This window comes from Ruegeria sp. CE12, assembly GCF_056537525.1.
This window is the reverse complement of record NZ_JBQFRS010000001.1, coordinates 265,138-287,731: the sequence shown is the minus strand read 5'-3', so window position 1 is coordinate 287,731 and position 22,594 is coordinate 265,138. Positions and strand designations below refer to the sequence as shown.

Sequence of the window (22,594 nt, the reverse complement as noted above, 5' to 3'; positions counted from 1 at the left end):
ATGATGCTAGATCTGCAACCCGGACAAAAACTGGCCCGAGGTGTTTCACGACACCTGACGACCCATGGTTATGTTTCGATTGAAGAATTCGTTCCTGCCCGCGGCTTGCGCGTGGACGTAATGGGCCTGGGTCCCAAAGGCGAGCTATGGGTGATTGAATGTAAATCCGGTCGAGCTGATTATCAGTCGGATTCCAAATGGCAGGGCTATCTGGAATGGTGTGACCGATTCTTTTGGGCCGTCGATACCGAGTTTCCGGTGGACCTGCTGCCGCCTGAAACAGGTCTGATCATTGCGGATGCCTATGACGCAGAGATAATCCGTATGGGACCAGAGGCCAAAGTGGCCCCGGCGCGCCGAAAGAAAATGATTCAGAAGTTTGCAACAGATGCGGCACGCAGGTTGCAAACACTGCGAGATCCCCGCGTCTAAGAGGTCAGTCTTTAACGGCCCGCGCTGCCTGAGCAGCCGCACGAATTTCCTCGGCGATTTCTTCGGCCTCTTCGGGGTCGAAATCCATGGGGATTTCAAGATTGTCCGCTTCGATGAACAGGCGCACCATGCCATGGTCAGTTGGACCAATCTGCAGGTTTGCTTCGATGTCGCGTTCGGTGTTGATGCTCATGTTCGCCTCCGGGGACTGAGCGTTCCTGCTAGCGCGCAACGGGTTGAGAATCAAGCGGCCTATGGGGTCTGATGGGAACATGGATGACATCGTAATCAGACCTTTTCGTGCCGATGATGCGCCTTGGCTGGTCGAAAGGCACGGCACGCTTTATGCGCAGGATGAAGGATTTGACCACACTTTCGGTCCCCTTGTTGCGCGTATTCTGGATGAGTTCATTGCAGATCATGACCCCAGGCGTGAACAAGGATGGATCGCTGAGCGGGCAGGGGAGCGGCTGGGCAGCATTTTCTGCGTCGCACTCGGTAAGAATACCGCGAAATTGAGGTTGTTCCTTTTGGTTCCCGAAGCGCGAGGATTGGGTTTGGGTAGGTGCCTGCTGGAGACCTGCATGAGATTTGCCCGACAGGCGGGATACCGTGAAATGGCCCTTTGGACACATGAAAGTCACCGGGCAGCTTGTGCATTATATAGGGCGAATGGTTGGCAGCTGATGGAGAGCAAACCGGTCCATTCCTTTGGTGTCGATCTTGTCGAACAAAGCTGGAAAATTCAGCTTTAATCCTCTTGCATTCCCCGTGCGCGTTGGGTACATCGCCCCTCACAAGTGCCGCCTTAGCTCAGTTGGTTAGAGCGCTGGATTGTGGATCCAGAGGTCCCCTGTTCAAGCCAGGGAGGCGGTACCATCTCACATATATCAACACTCTCACAAAGCTTCGTGGCTTTGATCGCTACAATTCTGCTTTTAGAGGGATTTGTGGGTGCTGCCTGATTTTCGAGGCAACGAATTACCGCGCCGCATCCTTGGATACGACGCGGTTGATGATGCATCAGACGAAACTGACGCCGTTTTCTGCCATTGGCAGGTTGGTCACCTGCACGCCTGACAGTTTAGCGATGGCATTGGCCAGAGCTGGTGCAGAAGGTGGAGTGCCCGGTTCTCCTACGCCAGTAGGAGCTTCGGCTGATGGGATAATATGCACGTCAATTGCAGCAATATCACCAATCCGCAGAGGCTCGTAATCAGGGAAGTTGAACTGATCCACAGAACCACCTGTCAGGGTGATTTGATCACGCATGACATGGCCGATTCCGTATCCGATGCCACCTTCCATCTGGGCACGCACGACATCAGGATTTACCGCGATTCCGCAATCGACGGCACAAGTCACTTTTTCGATGCGAATGCCTTCTTCCGCATCGCCAGAAACCTCGACCACCTCGGCGACATAAGAACCAAACGACTTATGCACGGCGATGCCCTGCGATCGCCCTTCGGGAACGTTGCCCCAATCGGCTTTTTCCGCTGCCAGTTTCAGGACACCAGCTTTGCGTTGCTGATCGGCATCACCGCTATCCGTCAAGTGGGACAGACGGAATTCAACCGGATCACGGCCAGCCGCGTTTGCTGCCAGATCCATCATGGTCTCCATCACATAAGCTGTATGCGTGTGGCCCACCGATCTCCACCAAAGGACCGAAGTCGCCTTTGGGGTGTCGGTCAATCCCAACGCCATTCCGGGGATCTGATACGGGCTGTCTGCGATACCCTCGATCGAGCTGTGATCCACGCCATCATGTACCGCGAACGACTCGAATGCGGTTCCTTTCATGATGGACTGTCCAGCGACCTGATGCTGCCATCCGACGATGTTCCCACCTTCATCAAGGCCGACGCGGACCTTGTGGCCGAAGGCTGGGCGATAGTACCCGCTCCGGATATCGTCCTCACGCGTCCAGACGAGCTTGACCGGGCGAGAACGGTCGGTGACGACGAAAGCCAGCGCCGCTTCGACCTGGTAGTCCGCATCCGGCGTCGCGCGCCGGCCGAACGATCCGCCAGCCAGCATCGTATTGATCTGGATTTTCTCCGGCGGCAGACCAAAGATCTGCTGATACGCCATATGAGGGCCTGTCGGCATCTGGCTGCCGTCATGCAGTACGATGTTACCATCTGCAGTCTGTTCGATCGTGCAGTTGAGCGGCTCCATCGGTGCATGAGCCAGAAGCGGAAAGTAGAAGGTCTTTTCGACAACTGTATCCGCGCCATCAATGGCGGCTGCAACAGATGCTACATCGGCCTTGTTCACGTTGTAGGTTGGCTCGGCATCCAGTGCCGACATGATCTCGGCCTCAATCTGATCCGAGTCGCGCGTTTCGGCAGCGGATAAATCCCACTCTACTTCCAGCGCGTCTCGTGCCTGAATGGCGGCCCAGGTGTTTTCTGCGTAGACGGCGACACCGGCCTGATTGGGAAGCACAGCAGCGCTGATGTAGCCTTTAACGCCTTTCGATGCGCTGTCGTCGAAGCCGGTGACAAGACCACCGCGCGATTCCGGACGTTTGATCATGGCGACCATCTGATTTGGCAGATGAACATCCATGGCATACATCGCCTGACCGTTACCTTTGATTGCTGAATCCTTGCGGCGCACAGCTTCGTTCCCGATCAGTTTGAATTCTGCCGGGCCCTTCAGACGAGGTTCGGCCGGTGGCTCCAACTGAGCTGCCGCAGCAACGAAGTCACCAATCGGGGCTGACTTGTCTCCTGCCTTGATGATGCCTTCCTCGATTGTGATGCCGGATGCATCGACGCCCCAATCGGCAGCAGCGGCAGCGATCAGCATTTCACGCGCTGCAGCGCCCGCCTGGCGATATTGCAACCACGAATTTGCCATTGCGGTTGAACCGCCGGTGCCCTGGAAGGGGCCGAATAGCAGGTTGTTGTAGACCTCGGGGTTAGACGGAGCGAATTCGTATTCGATCTGGTCCATACGCAGGCCGATTTCTTCGGCGATCAGTGTAGGCAGGCCGGTTGCCGGTCCCTGACCCTTTTCAAAGTGCTTTACGATCGCTGTCACAGTGCCATCAGCATCGATTTTCACGAATGGGTTTAGCTGCGCGGTCTCAGAAGAGGCGGCGGCCAATGCCCCGTCAGTGCGCGCACCGATCAGCAGGACAGCCCCCGCTGCAGCTGCGCTTTTCAGGAAACCGCGGCGAGATGTGTTGATGGTCATTGATCAGGCCTCCAGAATATCTGATGCGCGCTGAATGCCGGCGCGGATACGTTGATAGGTGGCACAACGGCAGGCGTTGCCGGACATATACTCGTCGATTTCCTCAGCCGATGGTTTCGGGTTTTCGGACAAGAGACCAACGGCTGACATCACCTGACCAGACTGGCAATAGCCACACTGGACGACGTCCAGTTCGACCCACGCCTGCTGAACGGCAGCGCCGATCTTGTCTTCGCCCACAGCCTCAATGGTCGTGATTTCGGAACCTTCGACATCTTCGATGTAGGTCTGGCAGGATCTGATGGGTTCGCCATCCATATGAACGGTGCAGGCGCCGCACGAAGCTACGCCGCAGCCAAATTTTGTTCCGGTCAGCTTAAGCTCATCCCGGATCACCCAAAGCAGGGGCGTGCCGGGTTCGGCGTCAACCGTGTGGGTCTCGCCATTCAGTTTCAAAGTCAAAGCCATGAGGGGACTCTCCTGTTCGCGCTGGTTTCCTGAATCGGTAAACTGGCGCGTTTACAATAGCCCGGAATATGGGTTTGTAAACTGATAAGTTTACCACATGGTTTGACCAGCGAAGAGAATTGCGTCTATAGGTGGAGATCATGAACGAATGCAACGCTCCGAATGCGTCGAAACACGCGCAGATCATCGAAGCGGCTGTGGCAGAGTTCCAGGAAAAGGGGTTCGTCGCAGCCAGTATGGATCGCATTTCGGCTCGCGCCGAAGTGTCGAAGCGTACGTTGTATAAGTACTTTGAAAGCAAGGAAAACCTGTTTCGATCTATCGTGATCGAGCTTTCTAATCGTTTTTCGGAAGTGCTGGAGATTCGCTATCAGAAAGGGCGTGATGTTCGCGAGCAACTGACCGAGCTGGCCTGGGCCGAAGGGCGTGTTTTGATGTCTCCGGACGTGATGGCCATGTCGCGTATGATCATTAGCGAAACCATGCGCAATCCTGAACTGGCGGCGGCTGCACAAGGCAAGCTGGACAAAACATCTATCTTCATTTCGATGCTGAAAGATGCGGCCGAAGACGGCCAACTGAGTATCGATGATCCGGAGCAGGCCGGGAAGGAATTCATTGGTCTTATCAAGGCCAAGGCTTTTTGGCCCATGGTCTTCAGCGGATCAGTTCTGAGCCATTCCGAGATGAAGGCGACAATAGACAGCAGTGTCGAAATGATGATGTGCCGGTATGGCGGTAGCGCGTGAAGCCACGGTATTGGTCATTCTGCGTCATGAACACATGGCGAATTGCATCAACCTGCTTTGAACTACTTTCCGACCAGTTCTGTTCTCGCCGCTTTCAGCGTAGATTTGTTTGAAGGTTCTGAAAGCTCTTGGAAAAGCTGGACGATCTGAAAACCGTCGTGTCGAGGGCGAAGGAGCGCTCGCAAAAAAATACGGAAGTAAACTCTGACTTTTCGAGTAGGAGGCGGGTGCTGTTGCCAAACCAGAACAATGCTGTGAACGGGAACCATTTGTAACATCAGATAGCGGTGCATTTATCGACGTGCGAAAGGATCGTACGGGCGCGCAGTCACCCATGATGCTGACCTGTATCCGTTTTGCCGGAGATTTGGCCGCTGTCTGGGGAGGTGTCGAAGCTATTCTCCGCGCGGCGTGTGAGGCGTTTCAGCCGGCTTCAGAAATTGGCTTTGGAAAAACTGAAACAATCGGCCTTGGGACACTGCTTTATTCGATCGTGATTTCCTGTCTCTGACGACCTGTCGTTTTATCAAATATGAGAATGCGATTGTCATCTGTCACGACCGCGTACCAGTTGTTGCCAATGGTCAGTGCCTGCGCCTTGGCCCCATCCGGCAATTCGATCTGATCAGGCAGGGCGGGTGTCCGGTCCGATAGGCGGATGACAATCAAGGCAAATGTCACTAGAACGCCGCCAATCATCACCGCGGTCAATAACATGACCATGCGTCTCAGCAGGCGAAGCTGAGGCGTTTCCTGCGGTTCTTGGGGATCGGAAGGGACAGTCATGGGCACTCGCCAGATTGAATTTCATATCGCGGCCGCTCCGCCGCCCCGCCTTGATAAGGCGCTTTCGCGGGATGTGCCAGCCGAGGAAAGCCTGTCCAGGACGCGGTTGGTTCGCTTGATCGAAGATGGTGCGGTTTTTATCGACGGATCAGAGGTCCGCGATCCCAAAGCCAAAATTGCCGAAGGGGCCTTGGTGGTAATCACGGTAGCCGAGGCAGTAGATAGCCATATCGGTCCCGAGAATATTCCTTTGGACATCGTGTTCGAAGACGCGGACCTGATCGTGGTCAATAAACCGGCTGGTATGGTGGTGCATCCTGCGCCCGGTTCACCAAATGGTACACTTGTAAACGCTCTGCTGCATCATTGTGGTGAGGATCTTTCCGGTGTGGGCGGCGTAAAGCGGCCCGGTATTGTGCATCGTATCGATAAAGACACCAGCGGGTTGCTGGTGGTTGCCAAATCTGACGCGGCCCATCAGGGTCTGGCGGCTCAGTTTGAGGCACACACTGCCGAGCGCTATTATCGCGCCATTTGTTATGGTGTGCCGGATGCCAATGACCCTCGCTTGCGCGGTGTGAAAGGCGTCAGTTTCGAGCCCGGAAACATCATGCGTCTGACCACTCAACTAGCGCGGCACAAGACCGACAGACAGAAACAGGCGGTATTGTTCCATGGTGGCCGCCACGCCGTCACACGAGCGCGCGTGGTCGAGACATTTGGTGCTCCAGGTACCATATCGCTGATCGAATGCTGGCTTGAGACCGGTCGCACCCATCAAATACGCGTACACATGGCCCATGCCGGTCATGGATTGGTTGGTGATCCCGTCTATGGCGGTAAGCGAAAGTTGGCTGCCCGTGCCTTCAGCACCGCTACTGCTGAGGCTGTGCGCGGTTTCCCTCGTCAGGCCTTGCATGCAGCCGTTTTGGGTTTTGAGCATCCGGTAACTGGCGAGGTTTTGCGATTTGAGGCCGAACTTCCTGCGGATATGGAAAATCTGATTGCTCAGCTGCGCGAACCATTGTCATAATTCGCAAACAGACGTGAGTAAGAGTTTCTTATCTTTCCTTTACTAAAGCTTAATTTCAGACTGTTAAGCAGCACCTCTTGAACGGACCGGGTATGACACCCATATCCTATGTTAAAGCTATAAACATTTGTCGGAGGGACATGAAACATGGCAAATTACGCAAATCTCCCCGCGCCGACGCCTGAGGGCGGCCTGAACCGCTATATGCAGGAAATTCGCAAGTTTCCCCTGCTGGAGCCGGAAGAAGAATACATGCTGGCCAAGCGCTGGGTCGAAGAGCAAGACACTGAATCCGCGCATAAAATGGTGACATCGCACCTGCGTCTGGCGGCAAAGATCGCCATGGGCTATCGCGGCTATGGCCTGCCACAGGCCGAGGTGATTTCCGAGGCCAACGTGGGCCTGATGCAGGCCGTGAAACGTTTTGATCCGGAAAAGGGTTTCCGTCTGGCGACCTATGCGATGTGGTGGATCCGCGCCTCGATTCAGGAATACATCCTGCGGTCGTGGTCATTGGTCAAACTTGGTACCACGTCGGCGCAGAAGAAGCTGTTCTTCAACCTGCGCAAAGCCAAGGCTCGCATCGGTGCCTTGGAAGAGGGTGACCTGCGTCCTGAGAACGTCAAGCAGATCGCGAATGATCTGGGCGTGACCGAGGATGAAGTCATCAGCATGAACCGCCGTATGTCCGGTGGGGATGCTTCGCTGAACGCGACTGTAGGGTCCGAAGGCGAAGGCACCATGCAGTGGCAGGATTGGCTTGAAGATGAAGATGCTGATCAGGCTGGTGACTACGAGGCGCGCGATGAACTGGATGCACGTCGCGAGTTGCTGACTGCTGCGCTGGATGTGCTGAACGACCGCGAAAAGGACATTCTGACTCAGCGTCGTCTGATGGATCAGCCTGTCACACTGGAAGAGCTGAGCAACCAGTACAACGTCAGTCGCGAGCGGATACGCCAGATCGAAGTTCGTGCTTTTGAAAAGCTTCAGAAAAAGATGCGCGAACTTGCACGTGAAAAAGGTATGCTCGGCACTGTCTGAGATATCTCCCAAATTGAGAAACCGGCCTGATGTTTCAGGCCGGTTTTCTTATGCGCAAATGTAACGGGGAAGGTGGGTTCAGTTGAGTTGCTGGCGAAAGACCCGAACCATGTTTGCCCCCATGACTTTGCGAACCTGATCTTCAGTCAGACCTTCGTCCAGCAGGGCTGAAGTCAGGGCAGCAAGTTCAGAGGTATCAAATGCGGTCTCGACCGATCCGTCGTAATCTGATCCGAGTGAAACGTGATCTTCCCCAACCGTTTCGATGGCTGCTTTGATCATCTTTGCAATTCCAGCAGGGGCGATATCCCCGCAAGTTACATCCGCCCAGTATCCCATGCCGATAACACCGCCGGTTGCTGCAATTTCCTGCATCAGATCATCCGGATAGTTGCGTTTGACTGGGCAGAAACCATGCAACCCGCCATGACTTACGATCAGCGGAACATCAGTCATATCCAACACATCACGCGCCACTTGCGGGCTTGAGTGAGCAAGATCGATGACAACAGGCCGTTGCGCAAGCTCAGCTACGACCTCGCGCCCGAATTCTGTCAGACCCGAATTCGCTTGCCCATGCAGGGATCCCCCGAGTTCGTTGTCAAAAAAGTGCTGCAGACCGAATACACGATGACCGGCGTCGAAGATCGGGTCGAGGTTGTTCAAATCGCCCTCAAGCGGATGGGCGCCTTCAATTCCCAGAATGCCTCCGACAATCTGTTCTCCGTTGGCGCGCGCCTGCAGAACTTCCTCCAGATCTGCGCGGGTGTTGATGACTTTCAGGTGACCATCGGATGCTTCTTCGAATTTGTGCAGCTTTTCCGCCTGATAAATCGCACGTTCTTTCAGGCTGTCCCAAGTGCGCAGGGGCCAAAGCTGGCCGATGGCCAACAGGGTAATGTTGTCGAATGCTTCTGCTGAGTTTGCTTCGTAGTTTTGCCCAGCCGGAGATTTGGTCACTGCAGTAAATACCTGCAGCGCTACATTGCCTTCGATCAGGCGCGGAATATCAACCTGACCCCGTGTTCCACGCTCGGTCAGATCGCGACTCCACAGGAGCGGATCTGCGTGCAAATCGCCGACAATCAGTGTTTCGTGCAGCGCGTTCGCATCATCCGATACAGGATAGGGATCATGATCAATCACATTGTTTCGGGCGCCTTCGATGTAAGGCGGCAGAAACACGAAGAATATGATTGCTCCGACGACCAAGCTCAGGACGACAATGGCTGCCAACCATTTCAGAAATTTGCGCATCTGTTATTCCTCCCAACAAGTAAAGGCAGCTTACGGCTGAAGATTTTCGAGAAAAGCCTGACTTGGCGTCGGTTGGTTGATAGAGAGGTTTCGACGCAGCGTCCTTTTGCGATTTTTAAAAAGGAAGCAGTGAGAAACTTGCCAGCGCACGTGGGAGAATATGATGCAAAAACCGGTTCAGTGGGGCATTCTTGGCGCAGCTAAATTTGCCCGTCAGTTCATGGCACCAGCAATCCACGCCGCAAGTGGTGCACGGTTGGCAGGACTGGCAACTTCCGATCCCGTAAAGGCCGAACCATTCCTCGACTTCTGTCCTGATTTGCAGGTGCATGACAGCTACGAAGCCTTGTTGGCTGACCCTGAAATCGAAGCTGTCTACATTCCGCTGCCAAATCACCTGCATGTTGAATGGAGCCAGAAGGCGCTTGAGGCCGGAAAACACGTTCTATGTGAAAAACCAATGACCATGACGGCGCCGGAGTTTGACACGCTGATCGCAAAGCGGAACCAGACCGGTCTGCTCGCGGCAGAAGCATATATGATCGTGCACCATCCACAGTGGCAGTTGGTGAGAAAACTGATTGCAGATGGCGCAATCGGCAAGTTGGTGCACGTTACTGGAGCCTTTAGCTTCGATAACCGGGCAGATACCGGAAACATCCGCAACCGCGCTGAAACGGGTGGAGGCGGATTGCGTGACATTGGTGTTTACGTGATCGGCGGCACACGTTTTGCTACGGGGCAAGAACCGGTTTCGGTGCAGTCAACAATCCGCTGGCAAGATGACATCGACATCTTCACCGAAATCCGCGCGCAATTCCCCGATTTCACCTATTCCAGCTATGTCTCCATAAGAATGCACCCACATCAGGAAATGGTGTTTCATGGTGTAGGCGGGCTGATCCGTCTTACAGCACCTTTCAACGCACGTGTCTTTGGAGAGGCGCGGGTTGAACTGCATCGCCCAGGTTTGGAGGTTCTGGTGACGCGCTTCCCCGGCGATGATCACTACAAACTGCAGGTCGAGGCGTTTTGCAGGTCGGTTCGCGAGGGGGAGGAGTATCCATGCCCACTTGAGTTCTCGCGTGGAACGCAAGAAATGATCGATCAGGTTTTCAGTCAGGCAGTATCGCTCTGATCCACTCACTTGCGCTTGGTGGCAAGGGTCGGCTAGCCTGTCGGGTACCTATTCAGGAGGTGCCCTATGGCTGGCGGTTGGGCGCGCGATGGCGCGGTAAGTGAACAGATTGAGGCGTCAATTTCCGATGAGCTTGCACGGATGCAGGCGCAAAAACGCCCTGTGGGCGAAAGCCTTACCCATTGTGCTGAATGCGAAGAGCCAATTCCCGAGAAGCGGCGCAATGCGATCCCCGGTGTGAAACTGTGTCTGGACTGTCAGCAGGAGCGCGACGGAACATTCAAAGCCCGCAGCGGCATCAATCGGCGCGGGTCAAAAGACAGCCAGTTGAAGTAAATTCCAGCGGAGCGGCTCCTTGCAAGATAACCCTGCCAAGCACGTATCCTTCCTGCAAAACGGTTTGGTTCTTGGTTTTTTGGCTGCGTTCCTGTGGGGCACTCACAGCGTCATCGTTCGCTACCTGACCAGCGATTTGGGTGGAATGCAGATCGCAACGACCCGGCTGTTCATCGCTGCACTTGCAATCTACTGCATGTTGCGTGCGATGGGGGCGTCAGTTTCGATTCGGTTTGGGGATTGGAATTTTCGTCTGGCTGTGTTGTCGACGGTGATGAATTATATTCTGTTCCACATCGGATTGGAGCATACCGGTGCCGCCAACGCGATGGTGCTGGAAAATACAGCGCCCTTCTTCGTTCTGGTATTTCTCTATTTCTTTGCGGACACACCAGTTGGCAGGACAGATGTGTTGGCGACTGCGTTGGCCATAACCGGGGTGTTTCTGACCGTATTTCGCGATTTTCAGGGAGGGGGGGAGCCCTTGTTGGGCGACCTTATGGAGATCGGTGCGGGATTGAGCTGGGCCGTGTTTCTGATTTCCAGCAGCCGGGCCATGAGAGCCTCTGAAACCACTCCTGAACGTTTGAATTTCCTGTTTGGGATATTCATCTGTTCAGGCGTCATTCTGTTGCCGCTTTCCCTGTTCGGATTTCAGATGCCGACGGCAAACGATGTTGTTTTTCTGGTGCTTCTTGGCGTGTTACCGACGGCGCTGGCCTATTACCTTTGGTACGAAGCGGCAGCACGGGTATCGACCCTGACCGCAACTTTGATGTTCGCCGCTTCGGTGGTATTCACCTTCATCAATTCAGCACTTTTTCTGGGGGCATCCATCACGCCAATGGCTGCAATAGGTGCTGTGTTGATTGTCTTGGCCATATTCCTCACGACCAAATCCAAAGAGAAAAACTAGAAAATCTTAGCGAGATTGCCGACGCCATCGCCGGTACAGGTTGATGTCCATGGCTGCCACCATGATGCCCAATGGGATCATCCAGAAACCCAAAATGGGGAGAAATCCGAACACACCGCCGATCATCAACAGAATACCCACAACGATCCGCCATCCTCTAGGCACGGTTCGGCGAATTCGGTTTAGGGCAGGACGCAGGCGCGACTTCAATGCGGCCCAACGCCCTGTGGATTGGGTGTTCACCCCTCCATCGCCTCAAGCTCATCAATGAAGCCAGAGATCATGGACAGGCCCTTATCCCAGAACTTGGGGTCACTGGCATCAAGGCCAAACGGGGCAAGCAGTTCCTTGTGGTGCTTTGATCCACCGGCGCGCAGCATTTCGAAATACTTGTCTTCGAACCCTTCCGAGCCGCTGGCGTAAACGGAATAGAGCGCGTTCACCAGACCGTCGCCGAACGCATATGCATAGACGTAGAAGGGCGAGTGGACGAAGTGCGGGATGTAGGCCCAGAAGGTTTGGTACCCATCCATGAATTCGAACGCGGGCCCAAGACTTTCGGCTTGAACGCTCATCCACAATGCGTTGATGTCGTCTGGCGTCAGTTCGCCCTCCCGACGCGCTGCGTGCAGCTTGCATTCGAAATCGTAGAAAGCGATCTGGCGGACAACCGTGTTGATCATGTCTTCGACTTTGCCTGCCAACAGCACTTTGCGCTGTTCCGGGGTTTCAGCCTGATCTAGCATTTTGCGGAAAGTCAGCATTTCGCCGAACACAGATGCTGTTTCAGCCAGCGTTAGCGGCGTCGATGACAGCATCTCGCCCTGATCAGCGGCCAGAACCTGATGGACACCGTGGCCCAGTTCATGCGCCAGTGTCATCACGTCGCGAGGTTTGCCCAGGTAGTTGAGCATCACATAGGGGTGCACCTCGGTGACCGTTGGATGCGCAAATGCGCCCGGTGCCTTGCCAGGTTTTACAGCCGCGTCGATCCAGCCTTTCGAAAAGAACGGTGCTGCGATTTCGCCCATGCGCGGGTCGAACGCGTTATAGGCGTCCATCACGGTTTTCTCGGCTTCGTCCCAGCCCACGATGCGGGTGTCTTCCATCGGAAGTGGCGCGTTGCGATCCCAGACCTGCATGACGTCCAGACCCAGCCACTTACGCTTAAGTTCGTAGTAGCGGTGGCTGAGCTTTGGATAGGCGGCAACGACGGCCTCGCGCAGGGCCTCAACCACCTCGGGTTCTACATCGTTAGACAAGTGACGACCGGTTTGCGCTGTCGGCATATTGCGCCAGCGGTCGACGATTTCCTTTTCCTTAGCCTGCGTGTTGTGGACACGGGCAAAGGTCTTGATGTTGTCCTGAAACACGCTGGCCAGTTCGCGCGAAGCGGCTTCGCGTTTGGCGCGGTCCTGCTCGGTCAGCAGGTTTAGGGTGCCTTCGATATTCAATTCTTCGCCATCCACTGTGAAGGTCAGGCCAGCGATTGTCTCATCAAACAGGCGTTCCCATGCGTCGCCAACAACGCCAAGGTCGTGCAGGAATTTCTCAAGCTCATCCGAGAGCTGGTAGGGCTTCATCGCGCGGATGCGGCGGAAGACAGGCTCATAGCGTGCGAGGTCTGAATTTGTTTCGAAATTGGCCTTCAGAACGTCATCGTCGATGCGGTTGATCTCGAGCGTGAAGAACACCAGCGGGGTGGTGAAGATCGTGATCTTTTCCTGCATGTCCGACAGGAACTTGGCACGCTCGGCATCAGTGGTCATCTGGTAATAGCGCAGACCAGCGAACGACATGATGCGGCCGGCGATGGAATTGATTTTCTCATTGCGCTGAACGCAGGTCAGCAGACCTTCGGCATCCAGATCGGCCAGTTTGCCCTCATAGTCTGCGGCAAACGATGCGCATTCCTGTTCCAGCCAATCCAGATCGCGAGACAGTTCGGGCGCGTCTTCCGATGTATAGAGATCTGTCAGGTCCCATTCCGGCAGGTTACCAAGATTGTCGGCGCCCCCGGCGGCATTTGCGTCACGGACGGGAAAGGGAAGGTCGCGCATGGATCACCTCGAAAAATTGCTTTGGGCAACATCTAGGCACAGGACGCAAGGATCACAAGCGGCCTGTCGATTTGTGCTGACTTGTAGCCGGGTTAGCGTGCCGCCGCCCCCTCAGGCTGACTTTCAGTCTGGCTGGAGAGGAAATGAGACGCCAACTCCTCAAAGACGGGGCCGCGCACCTCGGGGGCTTCCATCATGACTTCATGCTCGCCATTTGGAATTTCGATCAACCGGCCGAGAGGCCAGTTTGCCATGCGCGCACGGATCGCTTTTCGATCCACGATCTGTTCGTGACTGCCCAAATAGGTCAGGCAAGACATATTGGGGGCAGGCTGAGCCATCAGATAGGCGCATTCATCCAATGCCTCACGCAACCAGATGGTAGATGGAGCACCAAGGGCCAACTCAGGGTGTGCGGCCAGCTGATCCTGCATCATTTTGTACATCTCCGGATCGCGGGTCAGTACGTTTCCTTCGAAAGGCTGTGAAACGACATAGCTTTCCAAAGAAGTCGTCGGTGGAGTTCGTTCACCCAATCCAAAACGTGGCCCCCAATAGGCGGTCAGCCGACTGAGCGGCCTCATGATGGGGGTAAAAAAGATACCCCACATCGGGCCAGTAAAGGCACAAGCCGAGAAGCAATCGTTTTCGAGAATCGCGCGCATCCCGATGGCCCCACCCATCGAATGTCCGATGACATACCATGGCTTTGGCAAATCCAGATTGCGTGCCAAACCCAATACAGCCTGAACGTCATTCTGATAGTCGGGGAAATGTTCAACGTGGCCGATACGATGATCGTTCAAAAGTCGGTCAGCAAGACCCTGACCGCGCCAGTCTATCGATAGAAATGCAAATCCCCGACCAGTGAACTCACCAGCGGCGTTGCCATATTTCTCGACATATTCCGTACGGCCCGGGAACATCATCACCGTGCCTTGGACTTCACCCTGGGGCATCCAATGGCCCACACGGATGCGCTTTCCGTCCGATGTCGTCAGCCAATGGGCTTTGCCACCGGCAGGACCGCCGGCCACATCTTCAAAAAAGGGGGCCGGCGACAATTCCATCAGGCCAGCACCGAGGCGAGTTTCATGGCGATTCCCATGTCTCCGTCAACGCTCAGCTTGCCGGACATGAACGCGCCAGTCGGGTTCAGGTCACCGCTGAGGATTTGTTCGAATGTATCCGCGTCCGCGCTCAGGGTTACGTCTGCTTCTTCGTCGCTCACGCGGGCGCCGTTCGCATCCAGAACGATAGCGCCCAGATCCGCGATGGCGAATTTGGCAGATGCGTCGAAATCACCGCCTGCCAGTTTTTCGTTCAGCGCGGCTGCCGCCTTTTCAAGAATCTCGCTCATGGTCTTCCTCATTTTGTTTGTGCGCCGTGAATGGACATCCCCGGTCGCAACGCTACACTGAACATTGTTATGAGCATTGCAATCTCCAATCTCAAAGGTACCGTTGCGGCACTTGCCGTCATAGTCACGTTTTCCACCAGTTGTTTTGCGCAACAGGCGGATTCGCGAGACGACACAGCGCTGTTGGAACAACTCTCACAAGCTACGCCCGAACAGGCTATCAGCATTGACCGGCAGTTACAGGCCCTATGGTCGCAATCCGGTTCCGCATCAGCGGATCTGTTGCTGGAAAGAGGGCGAGAGGCTCTGAATGACGGGGACATAGACGCCGCGCTTGACCATCTGACCGCGCTTACCGACCACGCCCCTGAGTTTGCCGAAGGTTGGCATGTTAGGGCATCAGCATTCTTTGGTTTGGAACGGTTCGGTATGGCCGTTGCTGATCTTGAGTATGCTCTGACGCTAAACCCCAATAATTACGAAGCTATCTATGGCCTCGGTTTGATTTTCGAAGTGATCGGCCAGCCTGAAGAGGCGTACGAAGCCTATTCGCGAGCATTGTCTATACATCCTCATCACGAAGAAGTAACCAATGCCGTGAATCGGCTGAAGCCTCAGATCGAAGGCAAAGCACTCTAGAGGTCCGGGGCAGGGGGCAAAGGTGAACGGGTCATCCCGAATCGTGGCCGTTCTCGGCCCGACAAACACAGGTAAAACCCATTACGCGATTGAGCGGATGCTGGGGCACCGAACAGGTGTGATCGGCCTGCCGCTGCGTCTTTTGGCGCGCGAGGTATATGACAAGATTGTTGCCATCCGAGGGCCGTCTGTCGTCGCTTTGGTTACGGGCGAAGAGCGGATCGTTCCACCTCGCACCCAATATTGGGTGTGTACCGTCGAAGCGATGCCCGAGGGTATGGGCGCTGATTTTGTAGCTATCGACGAAATCCAGCTATGTACCGATCCTGAACGCGGCCATGTCTTTACTGACCGCCTGTTGCGTGCACGCGGCACAAACGAGACGCTGTTTTTGGGGTCTGACACGATGCGCGGCCCAATCGCAGCACTGGTGCCTGAGGCACAGTTTGTTCGCCGCGAACGCATGTCTCAGTTGGTTTATGCTGGTTCAAAAAAAATCAGCCGTATTCCGCCGCGCAGCGCGATTGTCGGTTTCTCTGTTGAAAACGTATATGCCATCGCTGAATTGCTGCGCCGCCAAAAAGGCGGGGCGGCAGTCGTCATGGGGGCGCTCAGCCCGCGGACCCGGAACGCACAGGTTGATCTCTATCAGAATGGCGAGGTCGACTATCTTGTTGCCACCGATGCCATCGGGATGGGTCTTAACCTCGATGTGAATCATGTGGCGTTCTCGTCTTTAACCAAGTTCGACGGACGACGGATGCGTCCGCTTGCCCCGAATGAGTTGGCACAGATCGCCGGTCGGGCAGGGCGCGGCATGTCTGACGGAACCTTTGGCGTGACGGGCGAGGCACCTCCGCTGGACGAAGGTGTTGCACAGGCTATCATGGACAGCCGGTTCACGCCGATGAAAAAGCTGAACTGGCGGAATGCCGCTTTGCGATTTGGTTCGATCGATGTGTTGATCGACTCGCTTGAGATCAGTCCGAATGATGAACATTTGATCAAAGCGAGGCCCGCTGATGATCTGAATGCGCTTAAATCGCTATCGCAGATAACCGAGGTGGCTGCGCGTGCCAGCGATGGCCCATCGATCCGTTTGCTGTGGGATGTGTGCCGAATCCCCGATTTTCGCGGCATCAGCCATGCCGAACACGCGGGTTTGCTCGAGGTGATCTATGGGCACCTGCACGAACGTGGCTCGATTCCCGATGATTTCATGGCGCGGCAAATCCGCCGAATCGACAGAACCGACGGAGATATCGATGCTTTGTCTAAAAGGTTGGCATATATTCGCACCTGGACATATGTTGCGCAACGAAATGGTTGGGTGCGTGACGAATCTCATTGGCGTGATGAAACGCGCACTGTAGAAGACAGGCTGTCGGACGCTCTTCACGAACGTTTGACTCAAAGATTTGTGGACCGGCGCACGTCCGTTTTGTTGCGCCGGCTCAAACAGAAGGAGGCCCTTTTGGCCGAAGTAAATGACAAGGGTGAAGTGACCGTCGAAGGTGAATTCGTCGGTCGTCTGGAAGGGTTCCGGTTTAGTCCGGACAAAAGCGCGCAAGGAACCGAGGCGAAAGCGCTCAAATCGGCATCCCTGCAAGCACTCGCGCCGCAATTCCATCTGCGTGCCGATCGCTTCTACAATGCACCCGATACCGAAATTGATTTCACTGATCAGGGCGGCCTGATGTGGGGCGAATACGCAGTCGGGAAACTGGTTGCTGGTGCCGAACCGCTCAAGCCCGTGGTTGAAGTATTTGTGGATGAGGCTGCAGGCCCGGAAGTTGAACAGAAAGTTCAGCGGCGCCTGCAACATTTCATTGATCGCAAGATCGCAGCGCTTTTCGAGCCGCTGTTGAACCTGTCGCGTGATGAGGAGCTGAGCGGTCTGGCCAAGGGATTTGCGTTCCGGATGGTCGAGGCGCTGGGCGTGCTACCACGAGCAGGTGTCGCGCAAGAGGTTAAAGATCTGGATCAGGATGCCCGGGGTGCGCTGCGCAAGCATGGCATTCGGTTTGGACAATTCACGATCTTCATGCCGTTGCTGCTGAAACCCGCTCCGACGCGCCTGCGTTTGGTGCTGTGGGCGCTGGCTGGCGGTTTGCAGGAGTTCCCCGAAGCACCGCCTCCGGGTCTGGTCACAGTGCCGGTCGCCAAAGGTGCGCCCGAGGGTTACGACACAATGTGCGGCTACCGCGATGCGGGAGAACGTTCGATCCGTATCGACATGCTGGAACGCCTGGCAGACATGCTGCGCGCCGAAGACAGCCGGGGAGGGTTCGAAGCCAAGCCCGACATGCTGTCCATCACCGGTATGACTTTGGAGCAGTTCGCTGACCTGATGCAGGGGCTTGGCTACAAGGCCGAACGGGGCGAGCGTGAGAAGGCCAGAGCGGTACCGGCTGAAGTGGCCGCGACAGCCGAACCCGCTGCAGACGAAGCTGTGGAGCAACCCGCAGTCGCGGAAACACCGGCAGCCGAATCCGTGAGCGATGAAGTCGTTTCACCCGCTGAGGTGCCAGCCGAGACTACCGAAAGCGTCGAAGCTCCAGCTGAGGCTCCCGCATCCGATGAGCCTGAGGTCGAAGTGTTCTACACCTTTACCTGGGGCCGTCAGCGTCAGGCCAACCGTGGTCCGCGCCGCGAACAGCGGCAGGGGCAGGGTAAAGGCAAACCGCGCGGCAAACCTCAGGAAGGGCGTGGTAAACCGCAGGGCAAGAAGGGTGGCAAGCCTCAAGGCGCCAAGACTTTCTCGTCGCGGCCTCCCAAAAAGGAAAAGGCTATCGACCCTGACAACCCCTTCGCCGCGGCGCTTATGGGTTTGAAAGAAGGAAACTAACCTACTATGGCCGAAGCACAGGCCAAGCTGCGAATTGACAAATGGTTGTGGCAGGCGCGGTTCTTCAAGACCCGCAGCCTGGCTGCCAAACAGGTTAGCGGCGGTCATGTGCGTGTAAACGGAAACCGGGTGCTGAAGCCAGCTCAGGCTGTGGCGCCCGGCGACGTTCTGACCTTTCCGCAAGGGCGCATCGTCCGGGTCGTGCGCGTCGAAAAACTAGGGGAACGACGAGGTCCAGCGCCCGAAGCGCAAACGTTGTACTTCGATATGACGGAAAAGAAGGACACGCCGCCCAAGAATCCGGGGTTTGAGGGAAAAGGTCGTCCAACCAAGAAAGATCGGCGGGCACTTGATCTTTCTCGCACCCAGGAAGGCTGATCCTATCTTGAAGACAGGGTCAGACTGGATTAGCTAAACGCCAAACCGCAAACTGGAAATAACCATGACTTATGTTGTCACCGAAAACTGCATCGCCTGCAAATACACCGACTGCGTCGAAGTTTGCCCGGTGGACTGTTTCTACGAAGGTGAAAACACACTGGTCATTCATCCCGATGAATGCATCGATTGCGGAGTATGCGAACCGGAATGCCCGGCGGATGCGATCCGTCCCGATACCGAGCCTGGGATGGAAACGTGGGTCGAGTTCAACCGCAAATTCGCTGAACAGTGGCCTGTCATCGTTACCAAAAAGGATCCTCTGCCAGAAGCTGAGGAACGTGATGGCGAAGAAGGTAAGATGGAGAAGTACTTCTCCGAAGCGCCGGGCGAGGGCGGCTGAGCGATTCGCCAGGTCAAATTGACCTAAATCTGGCACGATTGTGCTGTAACCCGTTGGAAACGTGGCGATTGTCTAAAATTGCCGGTGCGTAACCTTTCGGGTGTAGCTTTTTTGTGATATACTTAACTCTTACATGATGACCGAGATGGGATGCGCTCCGTAAGTATGCTCGCTTTGGGGTTCTAAATTTTTGACAATATAGCCGCCTGACGGGGCCTGACCGGTCCCGCGTGTGGTTTTTTGTCGCCTCTGTCCCGCTCTTCAACCAAGGATACACGTGAATGACAAAGTCGAAAAAGCTTGAGTTCCGCCCGAACGACTATGTTGTCTACCCCGCACATGGCGTGGGTCAGATCATCTCGATCGAAGAACAAGAAGTTGCGGGATTCTCGCTTGAGCTATTCGTCATCTCTTTTGAGAAAGACAAGATGACGTTGCGCGTGCCGACCAACAAGGTGACCGAATCCGGCCTTCGCTCGCTGAGCTCACCGGATGTGATCAGCCAGGCGATGAAAACGCTCAAGGGTAAAGCCAAGGTCAAACGCGCAATGTGGTCGCGTCGTGCTCAGGAATATGAGCAGAAGATCAACTCGGGCGATCTGATCTCGATTGCCGAAGTGGTCCGTGATCTGCACCGCACCGATGACCAGCGCGAACAGAGCTATTCCGAGCGTCAATTGTACGAAGCCGCTCTGGAGCGTTTGACGCGTGAAGTGGCTGCCGTTTCCGGCGCCGACGAAATCTCTGCTGCCAAGCAGGTCGACGAAGTACTGATGTCGCGCGCTGCCGCCTGATATCACTGCACTTTAGTTTGAGGCCGCTCCAGTTTTGGGGCGGCCTTTTTTGTACCGTGTCGCTTGGTCTGAAAACGGTTTTTCGTTATTTTCCAGAAAGGTGAAGCCGAAATCGGGTCTTGGATGAAGCAAACGGTCAAATTCCTGTACATAGGCAAGGAACCGATCTCGATCCGGTTCCGATACCTTCTGATCCTGTTTGACGCAGCGACGATCGTATTCTTTGTTGCAACCGCGCATGTGCCGCACGGCCCTGGCTTGATCGCAGCAAGTTGGGCTGTAGGGCTGGTAATCCTTTTGGATTTTTCTGCAAGAATGTGGATCGCCAAAGACAGATGGAAACTGCTGCGGCAGATTTATACGCTTGCCGATATCGTGGTGATTGTTTCCTTGATCCTGGATCCGTTCCTTACTGGAAGCTTGGCGTTCCTCAGGATATTGCGTGCCCTGCGGCTGATCCATTCCTATCATCTGCTCAGAGATCTTCGAAGGGACAGCAGTTTCTTCAGAACTCACGAAGACGCTGTGATAGCTGCGATAAACCTGCTCGTTTTTGTATTTGCCACTTCAACAGCAGTGCTGGTTTTTTTCATTCCGGATGATAGCAAGACGCCTTATATCGACGCACTGTATTTTACGATGGCGACGCTGACGACAACAGGGTTCGGGGACATCACGCTGCCCAGCCCGGGGGGTAAACTGTTCTCTGTGTTCATCATGGTGGTCGGCGTTGCGCTATTCGTGCGCCTCGCGCAGGCTATCTTCATGCCTCAAAAGGTTCGTCACAAATGCCCCAGCTGCGGGCTTTACCGGCATGATCCGGACGCCGTGCATTGCAAACACTGTGGCGAGACCTTGCGTATTGAAACCGGCGGTGCGGCTTAGATCAGTGCTGCCAGGGCAAGCAAAAACGTGATTTCACTAACCTGCTGGGATGCGCCGAGAATATCGCCAGTCTGACCGCCAATCTTAACCTTAGCGATGACTGCCAGAAAACCGGCTGCCAAGAACGCACATATGGCTGGCAACAATGCGAGTGTTCCAATCAGCAACAATGCCAGAATTACGGCTATCCCCAAACCAGATACAACGGCAAGGGATGAGGGCGCACCCACGCTGTGACTCAGTCCCGATTTCCGGGCGTTTGGCAACGCGCTCATCAGCAGGGGCATCGAGGCACGGGAAACAACGCAAGCTGCCAGTATGCCGGTCAAAGCGCTATTATTCAGCAAAGCCATCACCGCTGATATGCGCAGCAATTGTGCGATACCCAAAGCCAGCACGCCATACGTACCAATATGGCTGTCTTTCATGATCTCAAGACGGCGTTCGGCAGTGAAACCGCCCCATAACCCGTCGAAGGTGTCTGCGAGCCCGTCCTCATGCATGGCGCCGGTTGTAGCAATTAACACTGCGACCAAAAGGGTCGCGCATGCCAGAACAGGTAGGTTCAAAGCCATCGCCAACCAGCCGATGGCGCAGGCAATCAAACCAACGACCAGGCCGCTTAGGGGAAAGGCCCATGCCGCTTGTGCCTGACGGGTAAAAACCTGCTCAGGCAAACGTGGCAGCGGCAAACGCGTCAGCAGAACCAGCGCCAGAGGAATATCCCACGCGGAAAACGGGGTGGTGTCGTTTTTGTGCACTCCCAGGCCTTTCAGGGTCTTGTCGGTTTGCTTGCTTCGGTTAAACACGCAGGACCACTCTGATGCAACGAGGCTTTGAATGCTGCCCGAACTGAATGATCTGAATACGTTCCGGGAAGCCCTGAAAGGGGCGCCTGGACCTGACGAGTCCGCCCTGCAGGGCGCAACAGACCGTAATGGTCAATTGACCAAGCCACCCGGAGCATTGGGCAGGCTTGAGGATCTGGCGATCTGGTATGCAGGCTGGCGTGGGGATGCCCGGCCGCAGATCTCGTCGCCACAAGTCATCGTGTTTGCAGGAAACCACGGAGTGACGGCGCAAGGGGTGTCTGCGTTTCCGTCAGAAGTGACAGTGCAGATGGTCATGAACTTCCAGCACGGTGGCGCGGCGATCAATCAACTCGCGAAAGCCGCAGGTGCCAAGATGGATGTGCATGCGCTTGAACTGGATCGCCCGACTGCTGATTTCACCAAAGAAGCGGCGATGAGCGAGCAGGAGTTGCTCGAAGCGCTGCGTACCGGTTGGAACGCAGTGGACGCCGGGGCGGATCTTCTGGTCGTTGGTGAAATGGGCATCGGCAATACCACCCCAGCGGCGGCAATCGCGTGTGCGTTGTTCGGCGGCGATGCTGCTGATTGGACCGGGCGCGGTACTGGTGTCGATGATGCAGGTCTTGCCAATAAAACGCGTGTTGTGGCCGAAGGTGTGGCGCTGCATGGCAGCTCTGATGGGCTGGAAGTTCTGCGCTGTCTTGGCGGGCGCGAGATTGCCGCCATGGCAGGAGCAATTGCCGCGGCACGCGTGTTGCGTATCCCAGTTGTTCTTGATGGCTTCATATGTTCTTCGGCTGCGGCGTGTTTGGCGCAGGTTTCAGACAACGCTCTGGATCACACTGTAGCAGGCCACCAGAGTGCCGAGGGCGCCCATGGTGCCGTATTGGCCAAACTAGGTAAGGAACCCCTTCTGAGCCTTGGTTTGCGTCTGGGCGAAGGATCGGGTGGAGCCTTGGCCACCAACATCGTCAAAAGTGCGGTCGCCTGCCATTCAGGCATGGCAACGTTCGCTGAAGCAGGTGTTTCAGACGGATAAACGCCAG

At 55.5% G+C, this 22,594-nt stretch carries 26 protein-coding genes and 1 tRNA gene; 17 read left to right on the top strand and 10 right to left on the bottom strand.

What is annotated here, in order from left to right; genetic code table 11:
• On the top strand, positions 1 to 432 hold the full coding sequence (locus ACR0IO_RS01385) for an MmcB family DNA repair protein (RefSeq protein ID WP_155143445.1): 432 nt from the start codon (positions 1 to 3) through the stop codon (positions 430 to 432).
• Positions 433 to 436: 4 nt separating this feature from the next.
• Here ACR0IO_RS01385 and ACR0IO_RS01380 read toward each other — a convergent pair whose 3' ends face one another.
• Positions 437 to 625, bottom strand: coding sequence for a DUF6324 family protein (locus ACR0IO_RS01380; protein WP_155143447.1), 189 nt, complete (start codon positions 623 to 625; stop codon positions 437 to 439).
• A 79-nt stretch (positions 626 to 704) separates the two neighbouring features.
• Here ACR0IO_RS01380 and ACR0IO_RS01375 point away from each other — a divergent pair, with 79 nt between their 5' ends.
• Together ACR0IO_RS01375 and ACR0IO_RS01370 are read left to right on the top strand one after the other, a co-directional pair.
• The gene (locus ACR0IO_RS01375) at positions 705 to 1,187 is read left to right on the top strand and encodes an N-acetyltransferase family protein (protein WP_480738828.1); all 483 of its coding nucleotides are present in this window, start codon (positions 705 to 707) and stop codon (positions 1,185 to 1,187) included.
• Between the two features lie 47 nt (positions 1,188 to 1,234).
• Positions 1,235 to 1,311 (top strand) — tRNA-His (locus tag ACR0IO_RS01370).
• Between the two features lie 144 nt (positions 1,312 to 1,455).
• Here ACR0IO_RS01370 and ACR0IO_RS01365 read toward each other — a convergent pair.
• Entirely contained in the window at positions 1,456 to 3,642 is a 2,187-nt protein-coding gene (locus tag ACR0IO_RS01365; RefSeq protein ID WP_480738824.1) for a xanthine dehydrogenase family protein molybdopterin-binding subunit, read from the bottom strand.
• Positions 3,643 to 3,645: 3 nt separating this feature from the next.
• Positions 3,646 to 4,110: a (2Fe-2S)-binding protein gene (locus tag ACR0IO_RS01360; protein ID WP_155143453.1), complete on the bottom strand. Its 465-nt coding sequence runs from the start codon at positions 4,108 to 4,110 to the stop codon at positions 3,646 to 3,648.
• A 140-nt stretch (positions 4,111 to 4,250) separates the two neighbouring features.
• On the opposite strand from ACR0IO_RS01360, the gene ACR0IO_RS01355 reads away from it, so the two are divergent.
• Both ACR0IO_RS01355 and ACR0IO_RS01350 read left to right on the top strand, forming a co-directional pair.
• The gene (locus ACR0IO_RS01355) at positions 4,251 to 4,859 is read left to right on the top strand and encodes a TetR/AcrR family transcriptional regulator (protein WP_480738820.1); all 609 of its coding nucleotides are present in this window, start codon (positions 4,251 to 4,253) and stop codon (positions 4,857 to 4,859) included.
• Between the two features lie 301 nt (positions 4,860 to 5,160).
• Positions 5,161 to 5,370 (top strand): hypothetical protein, encoded by a 210-nt coding sequence (locus ACR0IO_RS01350; RefSeq protein WP_480738818.1) that lies wholly within the window; start codon positions 5,161 to 5,163, stop codon positions 5,368 to 5,370.
• Here the strand turns inward: ACR0IO_RS01350 and ACR0IO_RS01345 are convergent.
• Entirely contained in the window at positions 5,343 to 5,645 is a 303-nt protein-coding gene (locus ACR0IO_RS01345; RefSeq protein WP_155143457.1) for a DUF6476 family protein, read from the bottom strand. The genes ACR0IO_RS01350 and ACR0IO_RS01345 overlap by 28 nt on opposite strands.
• On the opposite strand from ACR0IO_RS01345, the gene ACR0IO_RS01340 reads away from it, so the two are divergent.
• Positions 5,644 to 6,678, top strand: coding sequence for an RluA family pseudouridine synthase (locus ACR0IO_RS01340; protein ID WP_480738815.1), 1,035 nt, complete (start codon positions 5,644 to 5,646; stop codon positions 6,676 to 6,678). The two genes, ACR0IO_RS01345 and ACR0IO_RS01340, sit on opposite strands and share 2 nt — an antisense overlap.
• Positions 6,679 to 6,825: 147 nt before the next feature.
• Positions 6,826 to 7,722 carry an RNA polymerase sigma factor RpoH gene (gene rpoH, locus ACR0IO_RS01335; RefSeq protein WP_480738813.1) on the top strand — a complete coding sequence of 299 codons (897 nt, stop codon included), beginning with the start codon at positions 6,826 to 6,828 and terminating at the stop codon, positions 7,720 to 7,722.
• Between the two features lie 78 nt (positions 7,723 to 7,800).
• On the opposite strand, the gene ACR0IO_RS01330 is transcribed toward rpoH, so the two are convergent.
• The gene (locus tag ACR0IO_RS01330; protein WP_480738811.1) at positions 7,801 to 8,979 is read right to left on the bottom strand and encodes a dipeptidase; all 1,179 of its coding nucleotides are present in this window, start codon (positions 8,977 to 8,979) and stop codon (positions 7,801 to 7,803) included.
• Positions 8,980 to 9,142: 163 nt separating this feature from the next.
• Here ACR0IO_RS01330 and ACR0IO_RS01325 point away from each other — a divergent pair, with 163 nt between their 5' ends.
• From ACR0IO_RS01325 to ACR0IO_RS01315, 3 genes are all read left to right on the top strand, one after another.
• Entirely contained in the window at positions 9,143 to 10,117 is a 975-nt protein-coding gene (locus tag ACR0IO_RS01325; protein ID WP_480738809.1) for a Gfo/Idh/MocA family protein, read from the top strand.
• Between the two features lie 66 nt (positions 10,118 to 10,183).
• Positions 10,184 to 10,453: a DksA/TraR family C4-type zinc finger protein gene (locus tag ACR0IO_RS01320; RefSeq protein WP_155143466.1), complete on the top strand. Its 270-nt coding sequence runs from the start codon at positions 10,184 to 10,186 to the stop codon at positions 10,451 to 10,453.
• A 19-nt stretch (positions 10,454 to 10,472) separates the two neighbouring features.
• Positions 10,473 to 11,369 carry a DMT family transporter gene (locus tag ACR0IO_RS01315; protein ID WP_480738808.1) on the top strand — a complete coding sequence of 299 codons (897 nt, stop codon included), beginning with the start codon at positions 10,473 to 10,475 and terminating at the stop codon, positions 11,367 to 11,369.
• Positions 11,370 to 11,375: 6 nt separating this feature from the next.
• Here the strand turns inward: ACR0IO_RS01315 and ACR0IO_RS01310 are convergent, their stop codons facing one another.
• From ACR0IO_RS01310 to ACR0IO_RS01295, 4 genes are all read right to left on the bottom strand, one after another.
• The gene (locus ACR0IO_RS01310) at positions 11,376 to 11,612 is read right to left on the bottom strand and encodes a hypothetical protein (RefSeq protein ID WP_170332837.1); all 237 of its coding nucleotides are present in this window, start codon (positions 11,610 to 11,612) and stop codon (positions 11,376 to 11,378) included.
• Positions 11,609 to 13,429, bottom strand: a complete 1,821-nt coding sequence (locus ACR0IO_RS01305; protein ID WP_480738806.1) for a M3 family oligoendopeptidase — start codon at positions 13,427 to 13,429, stop codon at positions 11,609 to 11,611. The genes ACR0IO_RS01310 and ACR0IO_RS01305 overlap by 4 nt, the downstream gene beginning before the upstream one ends.
• A gap of 92 nt (positions 13,430 to 13,521) precedes the next feature.
• A complete protein-coding gene (locus ACR0IO_RS01300) occupies positions 13,522 to 14,499 on the bottom strand; it encodes an alpha/beta fold hydrolase (RefSeq protein ID WP_480738804.1) in 978 nt (325 codons plus the stop codon).
• The gene (locus ACR0IO_RS01295) at positions 14,499 to 14,789 is read right to left on the bottom strand and encodes an SCP2 sterol-binding domain-containing protein (RefSeq protein ID WP_155143473.1); all 291 of its coding nucleotides are present in this window, start codon (positions 14,787 to 14,789) and stop codon (positions 14,499 to 14,501) included. Before ACR0IO_RS01295 ends, ACR0IO_RS01300 begins: the two co-directional genes overlap by 1 nt.
• A gap of 69 nt (positions 14,790 to 14,858) precedes the next feature.
• Here ACR0IO_RS01295 and ACR0IO_RS01290 point away from each other — a divergent pair, with 69 nt between their 5' ends.
• The 6 genes from ACR0IO_RS01290 to ACR0IO_RS01265 all read left to right on the top strand — a co-directional run bounded on the left by ACR0IO_RS01290 (position 14,859) and on the right by ACR0IO_RS01265 (position 20,736).
• The gene (locus tag ACR0IO_RS01290) at positions 14,859 to 15,428 is read left to right on the top strand and encodes a tetratricopeptide repeat protein (protein WP_480738801.1); all 570 of its coding nucleotides are present in this window, start codon (positions 14,859 to 14,861) and stop codon (positions 15,426 to 15,428) included.
• A 22-nt stretch (positions 15,429 to 15,450) separates the two neighbouring features.
• A complete protein-coding gene (locus tag ACR0IO_RS01285; protein WP_480738799.1) occupies positions 15,451 to 18,276 on the top strand; it encodes a helicase-related protein in 2,826 nt (941 codons plus the stop codon).
• Positions 18,277 to 18,282: 6 nt separating this feature from the next.
• Positions 18,283 to 18,654, top strand: a complete 372-nt coding sequence (locus ACR0IO_RS01280; RefSeq protein WP_170332844.1) for an RNA-binding S4 domain-containing protein — start codon at positions 18,283 to 18,285, stop codon at positions 18,652 to 18,654.
• A 64-nt stretch (positions 18,655 to 18,718) separates the two neighbouring features.
• Positions 18,719 to 19,057 (top strand): ferredoxin FdxA, encoded by a 339-nt coding sequence (gene fdxA / locus ACR0IO_RS01275; RefSeq protein WP_155143479.1) that lies wholly within the window; start codon positions 18,719 to 18,721, stop codon positions 19,055 to 19,057.
• A gap of 281 nt (positions 19,058 to 19,338) precedes the next feature.
• Positions 19,339 to 19,851 (top strand): CarD family transcriptional regulator, encoded by a 513-nt coding sequence (locus ACR0IO_RS01270; RefSeq protein ID WP_155143480.1) that lies wholly within the window; start codon positions 19,339 to 19,341, stop codon positions 19,849 to 19,851.
• A 123-nt stretch (positions 19,852 to 19,974) separates the two neighbouring features.
• On the top strand, positions 19,975 to 20,736 hold the full coding sequence (locus ACR0IO_RS01265) for an ion channel (RefSeq protein ID WP_480738795.1): 762 nt from the start codon (positions 19,975 to 19,977) through the stop codon (positions 20,734 to 20,736).
• On the opposite strand, the gene cobS is transcribed toward ACR0IO_RS01265, so the two are convergent.
• A complete protein-coding gene (gene cobS, locus ACR0IO_RS01260; protein ID WP_480738792.1) occupies positions 20,733 to 21,497 on the bottom strand; it encodes an adenosylcobinamide-GDP ribazoletransferase in 765 nt (254 codons plus the stop codon). The two genes, ACR0IO_RS01265 and cobS, sit on opposite strands and share 4 nt — an antisense overlap.
• 79 nt (positions 21,498 to 21,576) lie before the next feature.
• Here cobS and cobT point away from each other — a divergent pair, with 79 nt between their 5' ends.
• Positions 21,577 to 22,587: a nicotinate-nucleotide--dimethylbenzimidazole phosphoribosyltransferase gene (gene cobT, locus ACR0IO_RS01255; protein ID WP_480738790.1), complete on the top strand. Its 1,011-nt coding sequence runs from the start codon at positions 21,577 to 21,579 to the stop codon at positions 22,585 to 22,587.
• The last annotated feature ends 7 nt before the right edge of the window (positions 22,588 to 22,594 follow it).